Source organism: Pelagibaculum spongiae, assembly GCF_003097315.1.
Classification (GTDB): Bacteria; Pseudomonadota; Gammaproteobacteria; order Enterobacterales; family Pelagibaculaceae; genus Pelagibaculum; species Pelagibaculum spongiae.
The window spans coordinates 206,238-227,198 of record NZ_QDDL01000002.1 but is presented as its reverse complement, the minus strand read 5'-3'; the positions used below and the strand labels follow the sequence as shown (position 1 = coordinate 227,198).

Here is a 20,961-nt window from a genome sequence, read left to right as displayed (position 1 = left end):
TTGATAATACTTTTTCTAAATTTTAAAAACAGGAGCCATTTCAGACTCCTTGCTTTTCTGTTAGTAACTTTAGGCTGACTTAAGTCTTGCCAAAATTACTACTATTGTTCAGCAGTCAATCTTGCCAACTCAACAATCACTTCAACACTTTTTAATGCGGACTCAACGACCAAATATTCATGAATTCCGTGGAAGTTATGGCCGCCGGTGAAAATATTGGGTGTTGGTAGTCCCATAAAGGAAAGGCGTGAACCATCGGTGCCGCCACGGATTGGTTTTTCAATCGGTGTTACGCAGCAATTGTTTAATGCATCGCGGGCAATATCCATCACATGTGGCAGCTTCACTAATTCTTCATGCATATTAGCGTATTGATCGACAATCTCAACGCTAACTCGCTGTTCGCCTAATTCAGTATTAATACGGTCTGCGATATTCAGCATTAATGTTTTACGCTGCGCAAACGATGTTTTGTCAAAATCACGAATCAGATAATCCAAAGTAGCGGTCGACTCGTTTCCTGCCATATGGTGTAAATGGAAAAACCCTTGGTGGCCATCTGTTTGCTCGGGTACTTCATCTGCAGGCATTTGATTGGCAAATTGGCGGGCAATGGTTGCTGCGTTAATCATGACGTTTTTAGCGGTGCCCGGGTGAACGTTACGCCCTTGTACCGTCACAGTTGCTTTGGCGGCATTAAAGCTTTCGCATTCCAGCTCGCCTTGCTCACCGCCATCAATGGTGTATGCCCATTCGGCAGCAAAGTTTTCCACATCGAAATGATCGGCGCCTCGGCCAATTTCTTCGTCGGGAGTAAAGCCAATGCAAATATCGCCATGAATAATTTCTGAGTGTTGCTGTAAATATTCCACCGCACACAAAATAGCGGCAATACCGGCTTTATTGTCTGCACCCAGCAAAGTGGTGCCATCGGTAGTGATCAGTGTTTTACCGATATATTGCTTTAGCTTTGGAAATTCATCAGGTGACAGCTGAATATTCAATGCTTGATTGAGGGTGATCGATTCACCAGAATAATTTTCAATGATTTGTGGTTTTACATCTTTTCCCGATGCATCGGGTGCGGTGTCCATGTGAGCAATAAAACCAATCGCTGGAACTGGGTTGTGGGTATTAAAGGTGTTAGCCGGTAAGCAGGCAGAAATATAACCCTTATCATCCAGCAGCACCCGGTCAAGGCCCATCGCTTTCAGTTCACTAGCAATCTGCTGTGCCAGTACCATTTGCCCTGGAGTACTAGGAACGGTGCTGCTAGATTCATCGGAGCGAGTATCAATAGCGATATAGCGAAGAAAGCGGTTGAGGTAGGTTTGTTTCATGATTAAGCACCAAGTAATAATGATGGCACATTACCATGAGTGATCTAATCCATTCCTTGATCCCCGCTCAGGGTGCTTCTGTGGTCAATTGATATAAATCAGATTTCTTTCCACTCCCCACTAACACTTCGGACATAAATATTTTGAGTCTTTATGTGCTGTAAAGTGATTTCATGTAGGCCTGTTGAATTCGACACCCTCTTGCTAGTTACGAATTTTAATTCATTTTCTTGATAACAAAGGTTCAATGATTTATTCAAGTCTTCGACCAAATTGGAGACAAGCTCTTTTGGATTAAACTTCATTCCCTTGTCAGGAATAGATAAGAGTAACCCAAGAATATTGAATATTTTTTTGTCAGCATAATCAATCTTATTTAGTATTATTATTTGACTGTAGGTATTTGTAAGCATCTGTTGTGCTAAATATAAATCATAATTATGATCTAATAGTTGAGTTACGATTTTAACTAGGTGCCCAGTCAAAGCTCTGTACTTGATTAACTTCCCTTTTATTTGCCAATCTTTTTCAATCCATGCTTTTGTTATGGCTATTTTGTTTGGGCTATTTGCATACTCCAAATATCCCAAATAGGTGTTGATTATTTCGATGGGACTTGTGGTTGAGAAGTGTAAAGATAAATCTTTTGTGATGTTAGCAATTTCTACCGTATTACCTTTTTCATTTTCTCGAATTTCAACGTGATCTTTTCCCCAACTTTGATGCTCAATAATATTTGTGATGTATACGTGAGGTGAGATAATTTTGTTGTCTATACTTTGCAATGAATCGAGTATTCTATTTGCCTGATCAACATAGTTTTCTATGTTACTTTGCCTCTTGTTTTCTTTAATTTGTTGGTTGTTGGAGTGAAATACATAAAGAATACTAGCTAAGCTTAGGAAAGTGCCGAGTGTGCCCGCGAGGTAGGCACCAAACTCACCCCAGCGCTGATGATTATCAGAAAAAGTAAAACCAAAGTTAATTGCGTAAGAACTGATAGTTGCGATTACAGAAACAGTAGCAACAAACAATATGATCTTATTATTGATTTTCACTTGACGCGCCGTGGTAATTGACTGTATTAAACCGTATTTTGCTCTAATTATTTCAAGCATTCAATTAATAAAAAAGGGAAGGCATCAAGCCTTCCCTTTTTTCTATTTAAAAATAGCTTAAAAACCTAACTCGCTACCGCAACCTGCTGTTCAGGTAACGGTAAATTGCTATCGCTGCCGGCCATTAACTTCAGGCCTTTATGGGCGCATTCGTCAGCGGCTTTCTGTTCGCCGAGGGCTTCGAGTAACCGTGAAAGGTCAGCATAAATTGCGGAATCAGGCGATAAGCTAATGCAGCTTTCGTAATAGTTACGCGCCTTGCCCCACAGTTTTTCTTTTTGGCAGATCCGTGCCAGCGTCAGTAATAATGCGTGACTATCTGGGCGCTTTTTCAACCAGGCTTCGGCGTGTTTCACTTGCTCTTTAGGCTTTTTCGCTTCAGTGCGGGAATAGAGTGCAACCAGTCGGTCGCTCCAGCTATGGTTGAGACTTTGACGAATTAACTGTTCGGCATCTTGCAGCTTACCTAGCTGTAATAGCGTTTCGGCATATAAGCGAACTAGCTTGTTTTCCTGACGGCGAGCGGAAGGTAATTTCTTCCAGATTTTTAATGCTTGTTCAGCATTTTTCTGTTCGCCAGCCTGTTCTAATAAACCGGTTAATGCATGTTGTTCAACGATTAACAGGTCGTCAGCTGAAACCACTTTTTGCTTGCGTAAATCTGGTAGCAAGCTCATTAGCAGCTCCCAGTCTTGCAATGAATCAGCGACTTTCATTAACAGTTTTAATACATGGCCATGTTTGGGATGGCTTGTACGCAATTCCTGTAAGGTTGCCAGGCTTTGCTCTAGTTGGCCTGCGTCATACTGCATTTGCGCCTTGGTCACCATAACGGCAACTTTGGCACCTGATTCACTTTCAAAAGCTTTTTTCAGGTATTCATCGCGGCGGTCACTGGCATTTTGTTCTTGTGCTGCTTTGGCGGCGGCTAAATAATTTAGCAAGGGTTTACTAGTTTTTTCCGCGGCGGCAGTGAGCATTTTTTCAGATTTAGCCCAATTTCCTTCGGTTAATAGCACTAGGCCTCTAGCTGTTTTCTTGCGAGCTGAGCGAGATTTAACCTTGCCAAATAAACCGTCGCCAGATAATGCACCGATTAATCGACTGGAAATTCTGACGGTAAAATAAAGCAGGAAGAAAATGCTTAATGAACCACAAACTGCTAACCAGATTGGCATTTGAATGCTTTTTCCAGCCATGACCAGCATTAAATAACCGGGTGCGTCAGCGCTTAATACACCGGCGGTAATCGCAACGGCCAGCAGTAAAATATAAAACAGTAATTTGATCATCACCGATTCTCCTACACCGCTTGGTCATTGGTTGATGGGCGGGTCACTTTTTGCACTTTCTGTGCTTTTTGTTGTAGCGACGATTTCACATCAGGAGAGGTCGGTCCAGGAGGTTGAGGAACAACCACTGGAGCACGGTTTTCTATCATTTTCGGTGGATCAATTTCTGGTAAAGCTTTTGAAGCTGGCGTTAGTTTGGGCGCAGTTGCTTTTGGCGTTTCTGGTGTTGGCCGTGCTGTATTTAACCCTAAATTAACCGGTGTTTGGTCTAGTAAGCCATTAACTGCTTTGTATAGCTCATCGACTGCGCGGGTTGCTTGTGGCAGATCGGATTCCAGTTTGACCTGTTTTAACTCAGCCAGTGTTTCAAGGAATGCCCGCGCTTGTAGCGAGTTAGCATCCAAATATTGGCCGATCCATTGTTCGGTTTCTGCCAATGATTGGCTGTAAACCTTTTGCTGACCTTTTAAAACGGCTAACGAAGCTTGGCGCAATTGCAGCTGCAAATTATGGTTTAAATAAACCCGCTGTTCAGGCATTAGCAAGGCGGGAGTATCGCCCTGATATTCGCGAATGATGAAATTGTCAGACACTTTTTGCCATGCTGCTGAAGCGTTGTTTTCTAAATTAGCCAACCATTGGCTGCCCCAAACTGGCAAAAATTGCGGTTGGTTAGATTCCGTTTTAGCAAATGGCTTTGGGCTAACCAATGGCAATTGATTCACCTGAGCAATTAAGCCTTGAAGCTTAAATACCACCCCTTCGATATCAACCGGGCGAATACTTTTCAACTGGTTAATGTCTTGGTTTAGTAAACTACGCAGGCGAATTAAACGTGGGTCGTCTAGCTTGGCCAAGCTTTGATCGGCTGCTTGTAATAATGCCAGTGCGGTGCGCAAATCTTGGTCGAGCGCTAGGTGGCGATTAGCCAGTCGAACTAAATATTCTGCTTCAGAAAGCGCCCAGCTATTAGGGCGGCGACCGGCAACGTCGAGCACTTTTTGTAAAGTGGCACGATCTTTTAGCTGTTGCTGGCGTAATGTATTTTGTGCATCAGCCAATTGACTGTTTGCATTAATCAGTTGGCTGTTGGCCGCTGTCAGCTGTGCTGTTTGGCGAGAAACATCCGCCGACAGTTGATTGATTTTGCTATCAATCATCAACGCTTCTTCGGCGGCAATTTGTGAAATTTGCTGCTGCTGTTGCCAAAGCTGCCAGCCAGCAAAAGCCAGTGCGCCGGAAACGGCCAAAGCAGCTAAAGATAAAACAATGCCACCAGCGCCACTCTTTTTGTTAGAAGCGGTTTTGCTAGACGTTGTTTTATTAGAAGTCAGGTTGGTTTTAGGTGAGCTATCGGATGAAGGTTTTGCTGGTTTTTGAGTCATATTATCTGATTTTTTTGTTGCCTTGTTTGCCGAGCTAGCGGCATCAAGTGGCGATTTATCTGTGGCGGTTGAGTCGTGGTTTTTGCTTTGTTCACTCATATCCGGTTCTCTCCGGTCAGTTCCGGTTGATTCAGATTCAGCCAGTTTGGGCAATTCTTGTGGCATCTTATTGTGTGGCGCATTGTACCAGTGATTGATGCTGGTCTGTATGGCCGAAATATCCGCTTGCGCTGCGACTAGGGCACTTGCCCCTGTTGCTGTTTTGTGACAGTCGCTCGCTTGGGTTTGTTGCGTTTTTTCCTGTGCTTCTTTTGGTATTTTTTGCTGCACTTGTTGCTGAACGTCTTGCTGCATTTGTTCAAAGTGCTGCAGCTGTCGCTGGCCAATCACCATGCACGGCGATTGCTGCCAATACAGCGGCAGTTGCTGTTTTAGCTGAAACCAGTGATCAATCGATTGATTGCTGGTGAGCAAAACTAGGCTGTTATCGTTGGATTTGTCAGATGACTCGTCAGATGGATTGTCGCTGTCGGAATTTATCTGCAGCGACTGAAAATCTGATTTTTCATATTGTGGACAACTCCGCTGATAGCACTCGAAGTAATCAACTTTGGCGCCACGTTCAGTTAGCGCGTTAGCTAGCAAGTCGCGTCCGCCATCGCCTCGAACAATCAAAATGTTTTGTTTTTCGATCTGAGCAAAACAATCCAGCGCTAACAAGCCTTCGCTATTTTGCTCAGATTTCGGCTGCACCACATTGGCAATGCCGGCAGCAGATAACATGCGAGCAGTTGCTTTGCCAACGGCTGCAATTTGAGTCTTGCTAGCGAGTGGTTCGAGCGAAGGCAAACCGTGGCGCACTGCATTTGGGCTGACGAAAATCAGCCAATCACTGGACGATGATTTGTGAGTTTTACTGGAATTAGAGCTGGCATTGGAAAGTGTTGACGTGATTTCAATCAGTGGCAATTGAAAGCAACGGGCACCGGAAACTTCTAGTGCCTGTTGCCAGAGTTCGTTCTGACCCGCAGGACGGGTCAGTAATATGTTCAACCCGGCCAATTGACTCATGAACGAGGTTGATTGCCATAGACGGCATCGAGAATGCGTCCAGCGCCTTGTGCCAGTAACATTTCAGCCACTTTAATTCCGAGTGCTTCTGCTTCAGTGCGCGGCATCGTTGCTTCTGCACGAAGAATTTCACCAGTGTCTGGATGACCAACCAAGCCACGTAACCAAAGCTGGTCGCCGTCTTGTAACAGGGCATAGCAGCCAATGGGAACCTGACAGCCGCCATTCAAATGCTTGTTCATGGCGCGTTCTGCGATGACTCGATCAGCAGTATCGTGATGATTCAATGCTGAAATTAGATCGATAGTGGTTTGATCGTCATTACGACATTCAATACCAATTGCGCCTTGGCCTCCGGCAGGCAAACTTTCTTCTGGAGACATTTCGCTGCGAATGCGATCGTTAAAGCCCAAGCGCTTTAAACCTGCTGCAGCCAGAATGATCGCGTCATATTCACCGGCATCTAGCTTGGCTAGGCGAGTATTGACGTTGCCACGGAGAAACTTAATTTCTAGATCTGGGCGAACTGCGGTGATTTGGCACTGACGGCGCATTGAAGAAGTGCCGACAACTGACCCTTTAGGTAATTGCTCAAAGTTATCGAAGTGGTTTGATACAAATGCATCGTGCGGATCTTCACGCTCGCAGATAACTGGAAGTCCTAAACCTTCAGGGAATTCCATTGGAACATCTTTCATCGAATGAACGGCTAAATCGGCTTTGCCTTCCAGCATTCCAATTTCCAGCTCTTTAACGAACAGACCTTTGCCGCCCACTTTAGCCAGAGGTACGTCAAGAATCTTGTCGCCCTTGGTCTTCATGCCGACCAGCTCTACTTTTAAACCCGGATGCATCGCTTCTAGGCGGGCTTGAATATGCTCTGCCTGCCACATAGCGAGTGGGCTGGTACGGGTAGCGATACGCAATGTCTGTTGTGTCATGAATAAAACCTGATCAAATCGAGTGAGAACCAATATACCTAAACTACCTTAAGCTGCTGGACTGCACGCATTTCAAAGTAGCTTGGTTATAGTACGCGATTTTCTCAGTAGTGCATCGATAGCGCTATCTACCTAAAGAGGCATATTGACCTTTTCTTGATTTTTGCTTGGTTTGGGGGGCGCTGGTGTTTTCTTCAGGCAAAAAAAACCGTCAGGTTACCCTGACGGCTTGAAAAATCTTTTTTTGCTTTTGCTGAATTACAGCAATTGCATCATCTTGCGCACGCCAGAAACATGGCGGCGAGAGACTTCTAACTGGTCATCCATATCGCGGAAGCAAATACGGTGACGACCGTCTTGACCTTTTTCCATGCGCACAATGTGCTGCTTGGAAACTAGGGCGTTACGGTGAATCCGCATAAACAGATCAGTGAATTCATTTTCTAAATCTTTCAACGGCTCTTCAATTAATACTTCACCGCCTTTGTGGCGTAAGGTGACGTATTTATGGTCGGCCTGGAAATAGAAAATATCATCCAGAGGGATCAGTTGAATGCCACCGCGGTGACGGGCACTGATATGGCTACGTCTGTGTCCAGCTTGACCATTAGCAGCTTTCAACTGAGCCAGACTTGGCTTGCTAGCGCGTTCTAAAGCAGCAGTTAAGCGCTCTTTACGCACAGGTTTGACTAGATAATCTAGTGCTTCAACTTCGAACGCTTGTAGCGCGTATTCGTCATATGCTGTGACAAATACGATCGCTGGCGCTTGCTCGAGGTTTTGCAGGTGTCTGGCAACTTCCAGTCCATCCATGCCCGGCATACTAATATCCAGCATGACGATTTCAGGCTGCAGCAGCTGCACTTTTTCTAGTGCTTCACGCCCACCACCTGCCTGACCGACAACCTCCACGCCATCGTTTTCTTCCAGCAAGCGGATCAAACGGTCGCGTGCCAGCGGTTCATCATCGACGATCAGAATTTTCATTACTTTTCCTTCAGCTGCTTACCCGGTGGTACTACCGGGAAGCGTAAAATCACACAGAATGCTCCGGTTTTTTCCCGGACGTTTAGCTGGCCTTGCTCTCCGTACATCACTTCAATTCGAGTACGGATATTTTGCAGTGCCATGCCGTTGCCGGGCCTGCGACTGGATGGATCTGGGTTGTAAGGATTGGTTACCTCAATCTCAACCGTTTCATCAACCAGTCTTGCCGCTACCTGAATCACCCCTCCTTGCTCCAGCCTGGAAATGCCATGATTAATCGCATTTTCCAACAGCGGCTGAATAATCAGCGGCGGCAAAAGAGTTTTTTCTGGTAATGGATCTAGCTGCCAATCGACAGTTAAACGATCACCAAATCTCAACCCTTCAATATGCATATATCGACGACAAAGCGTCACTTCATCCATGAATGGGGCCAGAGTTTGATCTGAAAAGCTTGCTCTAAACAGTTCAGATAAATCTTCGACCACTTCCTCAGCCAGTTCTGGTTGACTCCGTGTCAAACTGGCAATGGTATTCATACTATTAAACAAAAAATGCGGATGGATTCTTGCCTGCAAAGCTCTTAACTTTGACTCCGCTTCGGAAACCAGTTGCTGTTTCCATTGTTGTTGCATAAAAAAGTAGCGCATACCTACCAAGGTAATAATTGCGCTAATGCACAGATTCCTTAGTAAGCGTTCCCAATCTAGGTGGTAAATGCTGCCTTCTGCGACACTGATCAACCAAATGCCTAATATTGAGAAAATTAATGTCAGAAATAAAACGATGCCATAACTGATTCCTGCCGCCGAAGCGATCGAAATTTTCTGTAGCCAGCTTCTCATCCAACATAGTAGTGCTGCACTGGTTATGGTCACCCATTGTGCAAATAATGAGTTCATTGCCAGCGCATTCCAAAATTCAGGCCCACCTAACGGATAAACCATCGCTAACATCACCGCAACCAGCTCTACCAGCAGAACCAAAATCAACAGCGGGTAAACACTGCAAAAGTCTGGCAGGAAGAAATCATCGGCCTGATGTTTGTTATCCATATCGCTTTTCCCTGGAATGCTTCATCAGCATAGAGCTCAACAAACTGAAAAGTAACAGAATGCCATGATTTTCTCGCTAATTTGCGTTGCCTGAATTTCGGCGACCACGAAGACTACTCCCAAAAGGATAAAAAAAACATCTGTACGGCATGCTGTTTTGTATAAAAAATGAGTTGAATCAATGTTCGATACAGGCGGTCAACTTTTAACAGTTCAGCGGAACTGGCTGCTAAAGCCTGTCAGGCTGTTATAATCGCCACAACTTTCTGGTCAAAGCATCTGTGGCACTGAATTATCTTTAGTGATAACAGATGGGTACCCAAATCAATCCAAGATGTGAGTTTCCTATATCTTGAGTTAGTTTGGTTGCAAGTTGAAACTGTGGCGAGCAGTTTTCAGAAAGCTCTTTTTACCGAATCAGGGTCAGCATAATGAATAAAGAAGCAGACAAGCTGTGGGGTGGTCGGTTCAGTGAAAGCACCGATGCTTTTGTCGAAGCCTTTACCGCATCAATCCAGTTCGACCAGCGTATGTGGCGAGAAGACATCCAAGGGTCTCGAGCGCATGCCCGAATGCTCAACAAAGTTGCCGTGCTAACCGACGATGAGTTGAGCCAGATCCTTTCTGGATTGGATGAAATTACTTCCGAGATTGAAAAGGGTGAGCTGGAGTGGTCGATTCAGCTAGAAGACATACATATGAATATCGAAGCCCGTCTAACGGCTTTGATTGGTGCTGCAGGTAAAAAGCTGCACACAGGTCGTTCGAGAAATGACCAAGTTGCCACTGATATTCGTCTGTATCTGCGCAGTGAAATTGATTTGATCAATTTAGAGCTGGTGCGCTTGCAACAAGGCTTGTTGGGTTTAGCTGAGCGAGAAGCTGACACTATCATGCCGGGCTTTACTCATTTACAAACGGCTCAGCCGGTGACTTTTGGTCATCATATGCTGGCATGGTTTGAAATGTTGCAAAGAGACCGTGAGCGCTTGGCTGATTGCCGTAAGCGAGTCAACATTCTGCCATTGGGCGCTGCGGCTTTGGCCGGTACAACCTATCCAATTGATCGTCATTACACTGCCGAACTGCTGGGTTTTGATGGGGTGGCTGAAAACTCGTTAGATGCCGTTTCAGACCGAGATTTTGCGATTGAATTTTGTGCCGCTGGCGCATTAATCATGACGCACTTGTCACGCTTTTCTGAAGAACTGGTGTTGTGGGCCAGTGCGCAGTTTAATTTCATTGAGCTGCCAGATCGTTTCTGTACCGGCTCTTCAATTATGCCGCAGAAGAAAAACCCGGATGTTCCAGAATTGGTGCGCGGAAAAACCGGTCGAGTTACCGGTAATTTGATCAGCATGTTGACCCTGATGAAAGCGCAATGTCTGGCTTACAACAAAGACAACCAGGAAGACAAAGAGCCGCTGTTCGACACAGTTGATACCTTGCGGGGTTCTTTGCGAGCTTATGCCGATATGGTGCCAGCACTGCAGGTAAAGAAAGAATCAATGTACGAAGCGGCGCGTCGCGGTTATTCCACCGCAACTGACCTAGCTGATTATTTGGTGCGTAAGGGCGTTGCCTTCCGCGATAGCCATGAAATTGTTGGTAAGTCAGTTGCTTATGGTATCGAGCAAAACAAAGATTTATCTGAAATGAGTCTGCAAGAGCTACAACAGTTCTCTGACGAAATCAGTGAAGATATTTTTGATGTGCTGACCCTTGAAGGTTCAGTTGCCGCCAGAAACCATATTGGTGGCACCGCACCAGCACAAGTTCGTGCTGCGGTGATTCGTGGACAGAAACGGTTGCAAGAATGATCCCTTAATTGGCTGATCAAACGACTGGCTTTACCAGTTAGTGTTTTACTAATAAACCACGCGCTTTTGCTTCGGCTGGGCGCGTTTTTTGTGACTAAAAATTAATTTGATAATGAAATTGCAGGCTAGTGATTTGATTGTCATTTGAATAGTGGTATTTGAATTCAGCTGCTTATAAGTAATCGCTAAAGAAAGCAAATCTCTTATTCGTTTTAGATATATAAAAATAAATAAATATTCCTTTTCAATCTATATAACAGCGACTATGTTAGCGATTCGCCAAAAAGCTTATTATGTTGTTTATTGCTTCCCCCAAATAAACCTCTAGCTTGGCTATTTATTATCTGATTTTAGAAACAGATTTCCTTCATCGAACCAGTGCAGCCAATGTTGCACCTAGAGGCATAATTCCCATGTTACGTCGTTTTGTTACAGCAAGTTTGGCTGTTGTCATGTCCGCCGCTCTGTTGGCTTGCTCCAGCCAAGATCCAGCTGCTTCAGAAACTGCACAGCCAGCAGCTGAACAAGCTTCAGTTCGTATCGGTATGTCGGGTAGCTACTATCCATTTACTTATGTAGAAAATGGCAAGCTGCAGGGTTTTGAAGTCGATCTGTGGAATGAAATTGGCAAGCGTCTCGATCGTAAAGTTGAGTATGTTACGGCACCTTTCTCAGGCCTGTTTGGCATGTTGGAAAGTAACCGTATCGATACCATTTCTAATCAGATTACGATTACCGATGCACGATTGGAAAAGTACAATTTTGCCAATCCATATGTTTATGACGGTGCGCAGATTACCGTCAATAACAAAACTAATACAATTAACACCCTGGAAGATCTGAAGGGTAAAAAAGTTGCAGTGAACTTAGGTTCAAACTTTGAAGAATTGTTGCGTAAACACGACGTCAACGGTGAAATTCAAATCACTACCTACGATACCGGTATCGAGCAGGAAGTAGCTTTAGGTCGTGCTGATGCATTTATCATGGATCGTTTATCAGCAGCGGAATTGGTTAAAAAATCAGGTCTGCCATTAAAAGCAGCTGGCAAACCATTTGAAGTGATAGAAAATGCTTGGCCATTTTTGAAAAATGAGCAATCTGATGCGTTACGCAGCGAAGTGAATCAAAAACTGGCTGAAATTCGTCAAGATGGCACTCTGGCCAAAATCGCAGTCAAATGGTTTGGCAGCGATATCACCAAAAAAGATTAATCTAAATGAATGGGTTTGATCTCGATTTTAGCACCGGCCTGCTGTCTCAGCTGGTCGGTGCTTTGCCAATTACGCTGGGCATGTCAGGTCTGGCGTTATTGCTATCGCTGTCACTGGGGCTTGTGCTTGCATTAACCCAAGTTTTCAAATTACCAGTGTTTCGCCAATTAACTGATTTATATATCTCATTTTTTCGAGGTACACCGCTGCTGGTTCAACTGTTTTTGCTCTATTACGGTTTACCACAAATATTTCCCAGTTTAACTGCCATGACCGCATTTCAGGCGGCAACCCTTGGACTCGGTTTTCACTTTGCTGCCTACATGGCCGAAACCATTCGTGCCGCTATTTTAGGTATTGATAAAAGCCAAATGGAAGCTGCGCTGAGCATTGGTATGGATCGCTTAACGGCGATGAAACGGATTGTTTTGCCCCAGGCATCGCGAATTGCGATACCCGGTTTAATGAACAGTTTTATCGACCTGTTAAAAAGCACTTCGTTAGCATTCACCCTTGGTGTTGCTGAAATCATGGCTAGAACACAGCTTGAGGCTGCTTCGAGCTTTCGCTTTCTTGAAAGCTATTTAGTATTGGCGCTGGTGTATTGGGTGCTGGTAGTGATGATGACTTGGCTGCAAAAATACGCAGAAAAGCGACTGGGAGCTGCTTACTAATGAGCGTTTTAGCTGAAGTAAAAGATCTTAGTAAGTCGTTTGATGATTTGTTGATTCTGGACCGAATTGATTTATCAATTGAGCAGGGCGAAATTGTGGTAGTGCTAGGGCCTTCGGGCAGTGGCAAGTCAACTTTATTGCGTTGTTTGAATTTTCTGGAAATGCCAGAAAAAGGCAAAATCCGAATTGCCGACCAGCAAGTCAATGTTGAAAAGATTTCTCAAAAGGAAATTTTAAAACTGCGTCGTAAAACAGCATTTGTTTTCCAAAACTATGCCTTGTTTAAAAACAAGACGGCATTGGAAAACATTACCGAAGCATTGATTGTTGTAAAAGGTATTAATAAATCTAAGGCCACCGAACGCGCCAAGAAAATTCTGGCCGATGTTGGGCTTTCAGATAAAGAAAACGCTTGGCCTTCGGCACTTTCAGGTGGCCAGCAACAGCGAATTGGTATTGGTCGCGCCATGGCATTAGATGCTGATTTAATGCTATTCGACGAACCAACCTCAGCACTGGACCCAGAAAAGGTTCATGAGGTGCTGGATCTGATGCAGCAACTAGCTGAGCAGCGTCGCACTATGATTGTAGTCACCCACGAGATCCCCTTCGCTCGAAAGGTCGCTGACCGGATCCTGTTTATGGATGGTGGTCGAATCGTTGAGCAGGGCACACCAGAGCAAGTACTAGATAACCCGCAAGACCCTCGTACCAAAGATTTTCTGCGTCGAGTTCTGTCATAAGTTCAAAGTAAAATAGCTCGGATTAACATTAGTTAGCTCGGGCTTTTTTTTGCATCCATAGCTGTGGTGCTGGAATGTTCGCGAGTGCCGGCTACTTTGCTGTTCACCAATATCGCCAATTATTTGGGGTGTATAGCAGCAAAATAACTTCGTGTTAGATGTATGCCCTGCTATCAAGCGTGTATGAATGCTAGGAATTGGTCGGAAATATTTAAGGAAAACCAACCTAGACTTGACCCGTGTCGTGAAAATTAACTAAATATAAATGTAATTTTATCAGGTTTTCAATAACGGCAAGTCTGACAACTTTGAAAAATACTGCTTTGCTGCCATCGCATCAAATTATCTGCGCTCCAGGTCGACCTTATGTTTTGGAAACATCAAGGCTGTTGCTTAGTCGAGTGATGTCAGAGGATTTGGATTTTTACCAGCAGCTGTTTCAATCGGAGCAGGCTACTCGATATTTGATCAACCAGTCAGTCTTTTCAGAGCAAGAAATCATAGCAACACTGGAACAAAGATTGTCGCACTGGCAGCGCTACGGTTTTGGTGCATTTACTCTAGTGCAAAAAGGCTCGCAAAGAAAAATCGGTTATGTTGCTGTTGAGGTAGTCGCAGGAAACACCCAATACGTTGAATTACACTTTGCTTTATTGCCAGAGTTTTCTGGTTATGGCTTTGCAACAGAAGCTGGGAAAGCCTGCATCGACTTTGCCTTTGCATTAGGGCGTGATAGCTATATTTTCGGTGTAGCACGCAGCGAAAATATAAATTCACTCAGGGTGTTAGAAAAGCTGGGAATGAACAGCTGCCAGCAGTTAGGGTTGCAGCGACCAGATTTATATCCTGCAGCTGAAGTTACAATATTAGTATTAACTAGGCGTAGTTTTTGATGGATTAATTTGGCAAGACAAGCTGCCATGCCAAATTTAAAGTCATATTTTATATTCTAAGCGTAGCTGTTGAATTCTTTCTAGCATTTCTGGTGTTAATTCTGCTGGAGATAAGCGGCTAAAAATATTTCTCAACACTCGTTTTTCATTGTTATCAACTACGCCATCTCGAGTGGCAATCGATATCAGCTCTTCCAGCTCATCGATCAACAGTTTTCCATCATCGGCAAAGCAGTGAACACTGCGGAATGCCATTTCCAGATAGTCTCTGCTTTCTTTTGTTGTATCGACCATGCATTACTCCTTGCTTATCATTATTCTGCTTGCTGCGGAAAATGTGCCATAAGCGGCAAGTTTTGCAAAGCTAAAGCGGCAAAAATAGCTAAATTACAGCAGTTATCTGATAGCTTTTTTGCTGGCCTGCTAGGTTGATTGAAAACTCATCATCACAATATAAACCGAGCAATGACTTTCCCAGCGGCGCCTGAGGAGTAACTAGAGTAATAGTTAAGCTGGTTTGCTGCAGAAGGTCGTTAACCCAGTAGTCAACTAAAATACCGCCGCCGCCGGCGCCGGGCGAAACAAACAGCCATTGGCTCGTTGTTTCAGGTGTATCTAATGTTTCAATTTTCACCAACGCACCAAGGGCAATTGGCTGCTCATCACTGAAATCTTTGATCACCAGCTTACTGACTGCTTGTAAGTCCTGCTCACACTCAGTGACCCGTTGTGATTGGCCTTGGGCCAGATAGGAAGCTTCCAAGCCAAAGGTTTCGTACTTGCTCTTGGCAACGGACTCGCCATGGGTCGCCGTAGAATGTGCCTGCTCGGCTGCTTGCGCTGCAGTTTTCTGTACCTGCTGTAGTTGGACGATGATTTTCTGTAATAACTTTGACTTATCAATCTTTAACATATGGAGTGGGGTGCTGATGAATGACGGCGATGGAGGGATTATACCTTGCTCGCTTGATTTGTATGCATGTCAGTAATTGCAGCTGCTTTTAGTCATATTAACCAAAGTACTGAATTAGCCAATAAAGGCAAATGAATATGAGTTTTAATACCGAGCCAACCGGTTATATAAAAACAGCTGTTTCTGACTTGCAAGGCGCATGGGAAAACTTAAAACAAGCAGTCGCTGATGATTTTTCATTTACAGACTGCGACAAGCTTATTTTTCATATACACGAAGCGATGAGTTGGGAATCAGTGCGTAATTTTCAGCGGATGAAAACCACACTATTGTTAATTGAAAATATTGCCAGTCAAACTGACGCGCCAGAAGAGGTTTTGTTTTGGCTGACTGAAGTACGTGATAGTTTTAATGTTGTGATGCAAGAAATTGATAAAGGTAATATTCAATAGCAGGATTTAAATTTTGATGTAAGCTACATATTTAGCTTAAAGCCGCTGCCAGATTTTAGTGTCACTTAGGCCAAAAAAAACCACCGCTTTCTAGCGATGGTTTTTTAAACAAACTTTTTCAATTACAACCGCATTTCCAACCCGGCATCCGCCATCACTTGTTTGGCTTCACCAATGGTATGTTGCTGAAAATGGAAAATACTGGCTGCAAGAACGGCATCTGCTCGACCTTCTTTTGCACCATCGACTAAATGCTGCAAGGTACCGACACCGCCTGATGCAATTACCGGCACGTTAACGGCATCAGAAATAGCGCGAGTCAGTTTTAAATCAAAGCCATTTTTAGTGCCGTCGCGATCCATGCTAGTGAGCAGGATTTCTCCGGCGCCGTAATCGACCATTTTTTTGGCCCATTCAATGGCATCTAGTCCGGTTGGTTTCCGCCCGCCGTGGGTAAAGATCTCCCAGCGAGATGAACCATCGGCATTCGGTTCTACCTGCTTGGCATCAATCGCGACCACAATACATTGTGAACCAAAACGCTCGGCGGCTTCGCGAACAAAATCCGGATTAAATACTGCAGCGGTATTAATACCAACTTTATCGGCACCAGCATTGAGCATTTTTCGAATATCTTCCAGTTTGCGGATTCCGCCGCCTACTGTTAAAGGAATAAAGACTTCTGAAGCGATACGCTCGACCATCTCAGCCGTAGTATCGCGGTCTTCATGGCTGGCAGTAATATCGAGAAAGGTAATTTCGTCTGCGCCTTCGGCGTTATATCTGCGGGCGACTTCTACCGGGTCGCCAGCATCCCGAATATCGACAAAATTAACCCCTTTTACCACTCGGCCATTTTCAACATCAAGACAAGGGATAATACGTTTGGCCAGTCCCATTACTTCGCTCCGGACAAAATTAATTGATCTGCCAATGCCTGGGCTTCAGCTAAATCTAAAGTGCCTTCATAAATAGCACGGCCAGTAATTGCGCCAACAATGCCGCTGTCGCCTAATTTGCACAGGCCGTGAACATCATCATTATTGGTGACGCCACCAGAAGCGATTACCGGAATAGAAATGGCGCGGGCCAATTCTGCGGTGCCTTCTAAGTTGAGGCCTTGCATCATGCCGTCACGAGCGATGTCGGTATAAACAATCGCACTAACGCCGGCTGATTCAAATTTCTTTGCCAGATCGATTACATGTAGGTCAGAGACTTCTGCCCAACCGTCGGTGGCGACCATGCCAGATTTAGCATCGAGGCCAACGATGATTTTTCCGGGGAATTCGCGACATAAGTCATAAATAAATTCAGGGTCAGAAACCGCTTTTGAGCCGATGATAATAAAGCTGACGCCGGCATCAATATAAGTACGTGCTGATTCGATGGTGCGAATGCCGCCGCCAATTTGAATCTCTAGATCTGGGTGGTTTTTGGTAATGGCTTGCACCACACCAGCATGCACAGGTTTGCCTTCAAAGGCGCCGTTTAAATCGACTAGATGCAGTCGGCGACAACCTTGTTCTACCCATTGATCTGCCATGGCGACAGGGTCATCAGAGAATACAGTGGCATCTTCCATCAGGCCCTGACGGAGTCGAACGCATTGACCGTCTTTCAGATCAATCGCGGGGATAATCAGCATACTTCACCTCTTTTGAATCATCGAATGACTCGCCTGAACATCGATGATTCAACTTTTTTGTGCCATTAAATCATGCAAAAACAAGGGAGGCGGCTTATGCCTGACCATCCCATTGCAGGAAATTCTTTAATAGTTGCAAGCCAGCGTCGTGGCTTTTTTCTGGGTGGAATTGCACCGCAGCCAAGTTTTTTCTGGCCAGCACTGCATCAAAGCCAATACCGTAGTCACAGCGACCAATCACGTCGGCCGGGTTTTCCATCTCGGCGTAGTAGCTGTGAACAAAATAGAAGCGGCTCTGGTCTTCGATGTTGTGCCATAAAGGATGCACTTCATCTTCACGCTGGATTTGTTGTACTTGGTTCCAGCCCATGTGCGGCACTTTTAATTGCTGCTCTTGGGAGTTTTTCATATGTTCATCGAATCGTTTTACCTTTCCGTGCAGCTGGTTTAGGCAATCTACGCCACCGTTTTCTTCGCTGTGGGAAAGTAAAATCTGCATGCCAACACAAATGCCCAATAATGGCTGGCCTTGTTCGATGGCTTTGTAGACGGTTTGATTTAAACCCAGTCGGCAAAGCTCGCCCATGCAATCTCGAATGGCACCGACGCCGGGTAAAATCACCCGATCGGCTTCAAGAATGGTGTTGGCATCGCGGGTAATCTCAACTCGGGCATGTTCGGCAACATGTTCTACTGCCTTGGCTACCGAGTGAAGATTGCCCATGCCGTAATCGATAACAGCAATCAGTTTCATATTTAGAACCTTTTTCTTTTAGCACCCTGTTTGAAAAAGATAATCGATTAGAGGCAGCCTTTGGTAGAAGGCATCTGCCCGGCCATGCGAGGATCCCGCTCAGCGGCCATTCTCAATGCTTTACCTAGCGCTTTGAAAATCGTTTCAGCCTGGTGGTGTGCGTTGGTGCCTTTGAGATTATCGATATGCAGCGTCAGTTGACCATGGTTAACTAGTCCTCGGAAGAACTCATTAAACAAGTCGACATCGAAACTGCCGATTCTGGCTCGCGAATATTCAACATTAATAAACATGCCAGGGCGACCAGAAAAATCGAGAACGACTCGCGAGAGCGCTTCATCTAATGGCACATAAGCATGGCCATATCGATAGATGCCTTTACGATCGCCCAGCGCTTCTTTCAAAGCCATGCCCAGCGTAATGCCGGTATCTTCGACCGTGTGGTGGTCATCGATTTCAGTATCGCCGTCGGCGTGAACTTCTAGATCAATCAAGCCATGGCGGGCTATTTGATCCAACATGTGATCAAGAAATGGCACGCCAGTATTCAGTTTTGACTGGCCGGTACCATCTAGATTAATTGAGACATGGATTTTGGTTTCCAGAGTGTCTCTTTGCACACTCGCCTTACGCTCGGACATCTTTTTCTCCTTGTTAAGAAAAGCATTATAACCATAAGCAGACAGATAGGTTGTGCACTTTTTATCGCTGATTCGAATCAATTTAACAGAGTACTCAACGAACCCAGATCAAGGGTCGCAGATAGATGTGCGTCAACTCCTCAGATAAAAAACCCTACCTATTTTGGGGTATATGACCCTTTTTCGGCAGATCTTTTATGGCATAAACGCGCTCTGATGGTTAGAATGTCGCGCGCTTACAGTGTGTAAACGACGCTAGACGCATATCTATATTGCTAATTCTTCTTTAACAGAAAACATGTTGACTTAAGTCAATATTTGAATCTGAGATATAGACACCATTAATCGTGTGGTTGTTTTGCATCTAATCGTTAGGGAAACGATATCGGTCTTATGTAAAAAGTAATTGGATGTGCAGGTAGTTGGCAAGCAAATGAAGCCAACACCCTGTAATTTCAAATGCTAAGGATATAACCGCTGCAAGCAATTCTAGCTTTATCAGGCCTGGTCAATCTCCAGCCGGGTAATCAGAAAATAGACAGAGGAGACAGTCAGTGGAAGCTTCGCTGGAACGCAAGTACGACTTTGATGTTGTGCGTTGGTTTGCAGTCATGGCGGCAGTTTATTTGGTCGTTGGTGCTGGAGTAGGTGTTTACATCGCTTCAGAACTGGCATGGCCATTTCTAAACTTCGACATTCCTGAACTCAGTTTCGGACGTTTGCGTCCGTTGCACACCAATGCGGTGATTTTTGGTTTTGGTGGCTCTACTTTAATGGCCACTGCATTTTATACGGTTCAGCGTACCTGCGGCGTTCGCCTGTGGAGTAACAAGCTGGCATGGTTCACCTTCTGGGGCTGGAACCTGATTATTGTAGCTGCTGTTATCACTCTGCCACTGGGTTTCACCCAAGCTAAAGAGTACGCAGAGCTGGAGTGGCCAATCGATATCGCAATTGCGGTGGTCTGGTTGTCTTACTTCTATAACTTTGTCATGACGATTCATGTCCGTAAGAGCTCGCACATTTATGTGTCGAATTGGTTCTTCCTTGGCATGATGATCATGATCACCTACTTGCACGTAGTGAACTCTTTGGCAATTCCAGTGGGCTTGTTTAAGTCTTACTCGATTTTTGCCGGTGTTCAGGATGCGATGATTCAATGGTGGTGGGGACACAACGCGGTAGGATTCTTCCTGACTGCTGGTTTCCTAGCTATCATGTATTACTTCATTCCTAAGCAATCGGGTCGTCCGATCTTCTCCTATCGCTTATCAGTTCTGCACTTTTGGGCACTGATGTTTGGTTATGTATGGTTGGGTGCTCACCACTTACACTACACCGCATTGCCAGATTGGACCGGCTCTTTAGGCGCAGGTATTTCAATGGCGATGATCATTCCTTCATGGGGTGGTGCATTGAACGGAATGCTGACCTTATCGGGTGCATGGGACAAGTTGCGTACTGACCCAACTTTACGATTCCTGATTATTTCGTTGGCTTTCTATGCCATGTCGACCTTTGAAGGTCCGGTCATGTCACTGAAAACAGTTAACGCATTATCTCACTACACCGACTGGACTATCGGCCACGTTCACTCTGGCGCGTTAGGTTGGGTAGCGATGGTATCGCTGGGCGCAATCTATCACCTAGTGCCACGTTTATGGCACGTTAAAGGCGGTCAGATGTGGAGCAACAGCTTAGTATCATGGCACTTCTGGCTGGCAACTTTCGGTACCCTTATTTACATCTTGGCGATGTGGATTTCTGGTATTCAACAAGGCTTGATGTGGCGTGCATACGACCAGTTCGGCACGCTGGTTTACAGCTTTGCTGAATCGGTTGCGGCAATGCATCCTTACTATGCAATGCGTGCAGTAGGTGGCTTTATATTCTTGAGCGGTGCAGTCATTGGCTTGTTTAATATCATCATGACGATTCGTCAGGGCGTTCGCGAAGGTGGGCTTGAAAGAGCACGCCAGGGCACTGAAGAATCTGAACTGGCCACTGCGTAAAGCGAGGA

20 protein-coding genes are annotated in these 20,961 nt (G+C 45.0%); 7 read left to right on the top strand and 13 right to left on the bottom strand.

Features of this window, described 5'->3' with window-relative positions; translation table 11 throughout:
• Positions 1 to 101: 101 nt before the first annotated feature.
• The 7 genes from pepT to DC094_RS06955 all read right to left on the bottom strand — a co-directional run bounded on the left by pepT (position 102) and on the right by DC094_RS06955 (position 9,189).
• A complete protein-coding gene (pepT, locus tag DC094_RS06985) occupies positions 102 to 1,340 on the bottom strand; it encodes a peptidase T (protein WP_116686408.1) in 1,239 nt (412 codons plus the stop codon).
• 98 nt (positions 1,341 to 1,438) lie between these two features.
• Positions 1,439 to 2,398: a GtrA domain-containing protein gene (locus DC094_RS06980; RefSeq protein ID WP_133245488.1), complete on the bottom strand. Its 960-nt coding sequence runs from the start codon at positions 2,396 to 2,398 to the stop codon at positions 1,439 to 1,441.
• A gap of 125 nt (positions 2,399 to 2,523) precedes the next feature.
• Complete coding sequence (locus DC094_RS06975) at positions 2,524 to 3,750, bottom strand: heme biosynthesis HemY N-terminal domain-containing protein (RefSeq protein ID WP_116686406.1); 1,227 nt, start codon at positions 3,748 to 3,750, stop codon at positions 2,524 to 2,526.
• An 11-nt stretch (positions 3,751 to 3,761) separates the two neighbouring features.
• Positions 3,762 to 6,206 carry a uroporphyrinogen-III C-methyltransferase gene (locus DC094_RS06970; protein ID WP_116686405.1) on the bottom strand — a complete coding sequence of 815 codons (2,445 nt, stop codon included), beginning with the start codon at positions 6,204 to 6,206 and terminating at the stop codon, positions 3,762 to 3,764.
• On the bottom strand, positions 6,203 to 7,147 hold the full coding sequence (gene hemC, locus DC094_RS06965) for a hydroxymethylbilane synthase (protein WP_116686751.1): 945 nt from the start codon (positions 7,145 to 7,147) through the stop codon (positions 6,203 to 6,205). The genes DC094_RS06970 and hemC overlap by 4 nt, the downstream gene beginning before the upstream one ends.
• A gap of 258 nt (positions 7,148 to 7,405) precedes the next feature.
• Positions 7,406 to 8,134, bottom strand: a complete 729-nt coding sequence (locus DC094_RS06960) for a LytR/AlgR family response regulator transcription factor (RefSeq protein ID WP_116686404.1) — start codon at positions 8,132 to 8,134, stop codon at positions 7,406 to 7,408.
• Positions 8,134 to 9,189: a sensor histidine kinase gene (locus tag DC094_RS06955; RefSeq protein WP_116686403.1), complete on the bottom strand. Its 1,056-nt coding sequence runs from the start codon at positions 9,187 to 9,189 to the stop codon at positions 8,134 to 8,136. Before DC094_RS06955 ends, DC094_RS06960 begins: the two co-directional genes overlap by 1 nt.
• Before the next feature lie 431 nt (positions 9,190 to 9,620).
• Here DC094_RS06955 and argH point away from each other — a divergent pair, with 431 nt between their 5' ends.
• From argH to DC094_RS06930, 5 genes are all read left to right on the top strand, one after another.
• Positions 9,621 to 11,009 carry an argininosuccinate lyase gene (gene argH, locus DC094_RS06950; protein WP_116686402.1) on the top strand — a complete coding sequence of 463 codons (1,389 nt, stop codon included), beginning with the start codon at positions 9,621 to 9,623 and terminating at the stop codon, positions 11,007 to 11,009.
• 413 nt (positions 11,010 to 11,422) lie between these two features.
• Entirely contained in the window at positions 11,423 to 12,223 is an 801-nt protein-coding gene (locus DC094_RS06945) for an amino acid ABC transporter substrate-binding protein (RefSeq protein ID WP_178030883.1), read from the top strand.
• Between the two features lie 5 nt (positions 12,224 to 12,228).
• Positions 12,229 to 12,897 (top strand): amino acid ABC transporter permease, encoded by a 669-nt coding sequence (locus DC094_RS06940; RefSeq protein ID WP_116686401.1) that lies wholly within the window; start codon positions 12,229 to 12,231, stop codon positions 12,895 to 12,897.
• A complete protein-coding gene (locus DC094_RS06935) occupies positions 12,897 to 13,640 on the top strand; it encodes an amino acid ABC transporter ATP-binding protein (protein ID WP_116686400.1) in 744 nt (247 codons plus the stop codon). Before DC094_RS06940 ends, DC094_RS06935 begins: the two co-directional genes overlap by 1 nt.
• Before the next feature lie 308 nt (positions 13,641 to 13,948).
• The gene (locus tag DC094_RS06930) at positions 13,949 to 14,533 is read left to right on the top strand and encodes a GNAT family N-acetyltransferase (RefSeq protein WP_116686399.1); all 585 of its coding nucleotides are present in this window, start codon (positions 13,949 to 13,951) and stop codon (positions 14,531 to 14,533) included.
• 42 nt (positions 14,534 to 14,575) lie between these two features.
• Here DC094_RS06930 and DC094_RS06925 read toward each other — a convergent pair whose 3' ends face one another.
• The gene (locus DC094_RS06925; protein WP_116686398.1) at positions 14,576 to 14,827 is read right to left on the bottom strand and encodes a hypothetical protein; all 252 of its coding nucleotides are present in this window, start codon (positions 14,825 to 14,827) and stop codon (positions 14,576 to 14,578) included.
• Between the two features lie 88 nt (positions 14,828 to 14,915).
• Positions 14,916 to 15,446, bottom strand: a complete 531-nt coding sequence (locus tag DC094_RS06920) for a transcription elongation factor (protein ID WP_116686397.1) — start codon at positions 15,444 to 15,446, stop codon at positions 14,916 to 14,918.
• Between the two features lie 137 nt (positions 15,447 to 15,583).
• Here DC094_RS06920 and DC094_RS06915 point away from each other — a divergent pair, with 137 nt between their 5' ends.
• Complete coding sequence (locus DC094_RS06915; RefSeq protein ID WP_116686396.1) at positions 15,584 to 15,898, top strand: hypothetical protein; 315 nt, start codon at positions 15,584 to 15,586, stop codon at positions 15,896 to 15,898.
• A 122-nt stretch (positions 15,899 to 16,020) separates the two neighbouring features.
• On the opposite strand, the gene hisF is transcribed toward DC094_RS06915, so the two are convergent.
• From hisF to hisB, 4 genes are all read right to left on the bottom strand, one after another.
• Positions 16,021 to 16,797, bottom strand: coding sequence for an imidazole glycerol phosphate synthase subunit HisF (gene hisF, locus DC094_RS06910; protein ID WP_116686395.1), 777 nt, complete (start codon positions 16,795 to 16,797; stop codon positions 16,021 to 16,023).
• A complete protein-coding gene (gene hisA / locus DC094_RS06905) occupies positions 16,797 to 17,546 on the bottom strand; it encodes a 1-(5-phosphoribosyl)-5-[(5-phosphoribosylamino)methylideneamino]imidazole-4-carboxamide isomerase (RefSeq protein ID WP_116686394.1) in 750 nt (249 codons plus the stop codon). Before hisA ends, hisF begins: the two co-directional genes overlap by 1 nt.
• Before the next feature lie 94 nt (positions 17,547 to 17,640).
• Complete coding sequence (hisH, locus tag DC094_RS06900) at positions 17,641 to 18,300, bottom strand: imidazole glycerol phosphate synthase subunit HisH (RefSeq protein ID WP_116686393.1); 660 nt, start codon at positions 18,298 to 18,300, stop codon at positions 17,641 to 17,643.
• A gap of 47 nt (positions 18,301 to 18,347) precedes the next feature.
• Positions 18,348 to 18,941 (bottom strand): imidazoleglycerol-phosphate dehydratase HisB, encoded by a 594-nt coding sequence (hisB, locus tag DC094_RS06895; protein ID WP_116686392.1) that lies wholly within the window; start codon positions 18,939 to 18,941, stop codon positions 18,348 to 18,350.
• Between the two features lie 611 nt (positions 18,942 to 19,552).
• On the opposite strand from hisB, the gene ccoN reads away from it, so the two are divergent.
• On the top strand, positions 19,553 to 20,953 hold the full coding sequence (ccoN, locus tag DC094_RS06890; protein ID WP_241504001.1) for a cytochrome-c oxidase, cbb3-type subunit I: 1,401 nt from the start codon (positions 19,553 to 19,555) through the stop codon (positions 20,951 to 20,953).
• Positions 20,954 to 20,961: the final 8 nt, after the last annotated feature.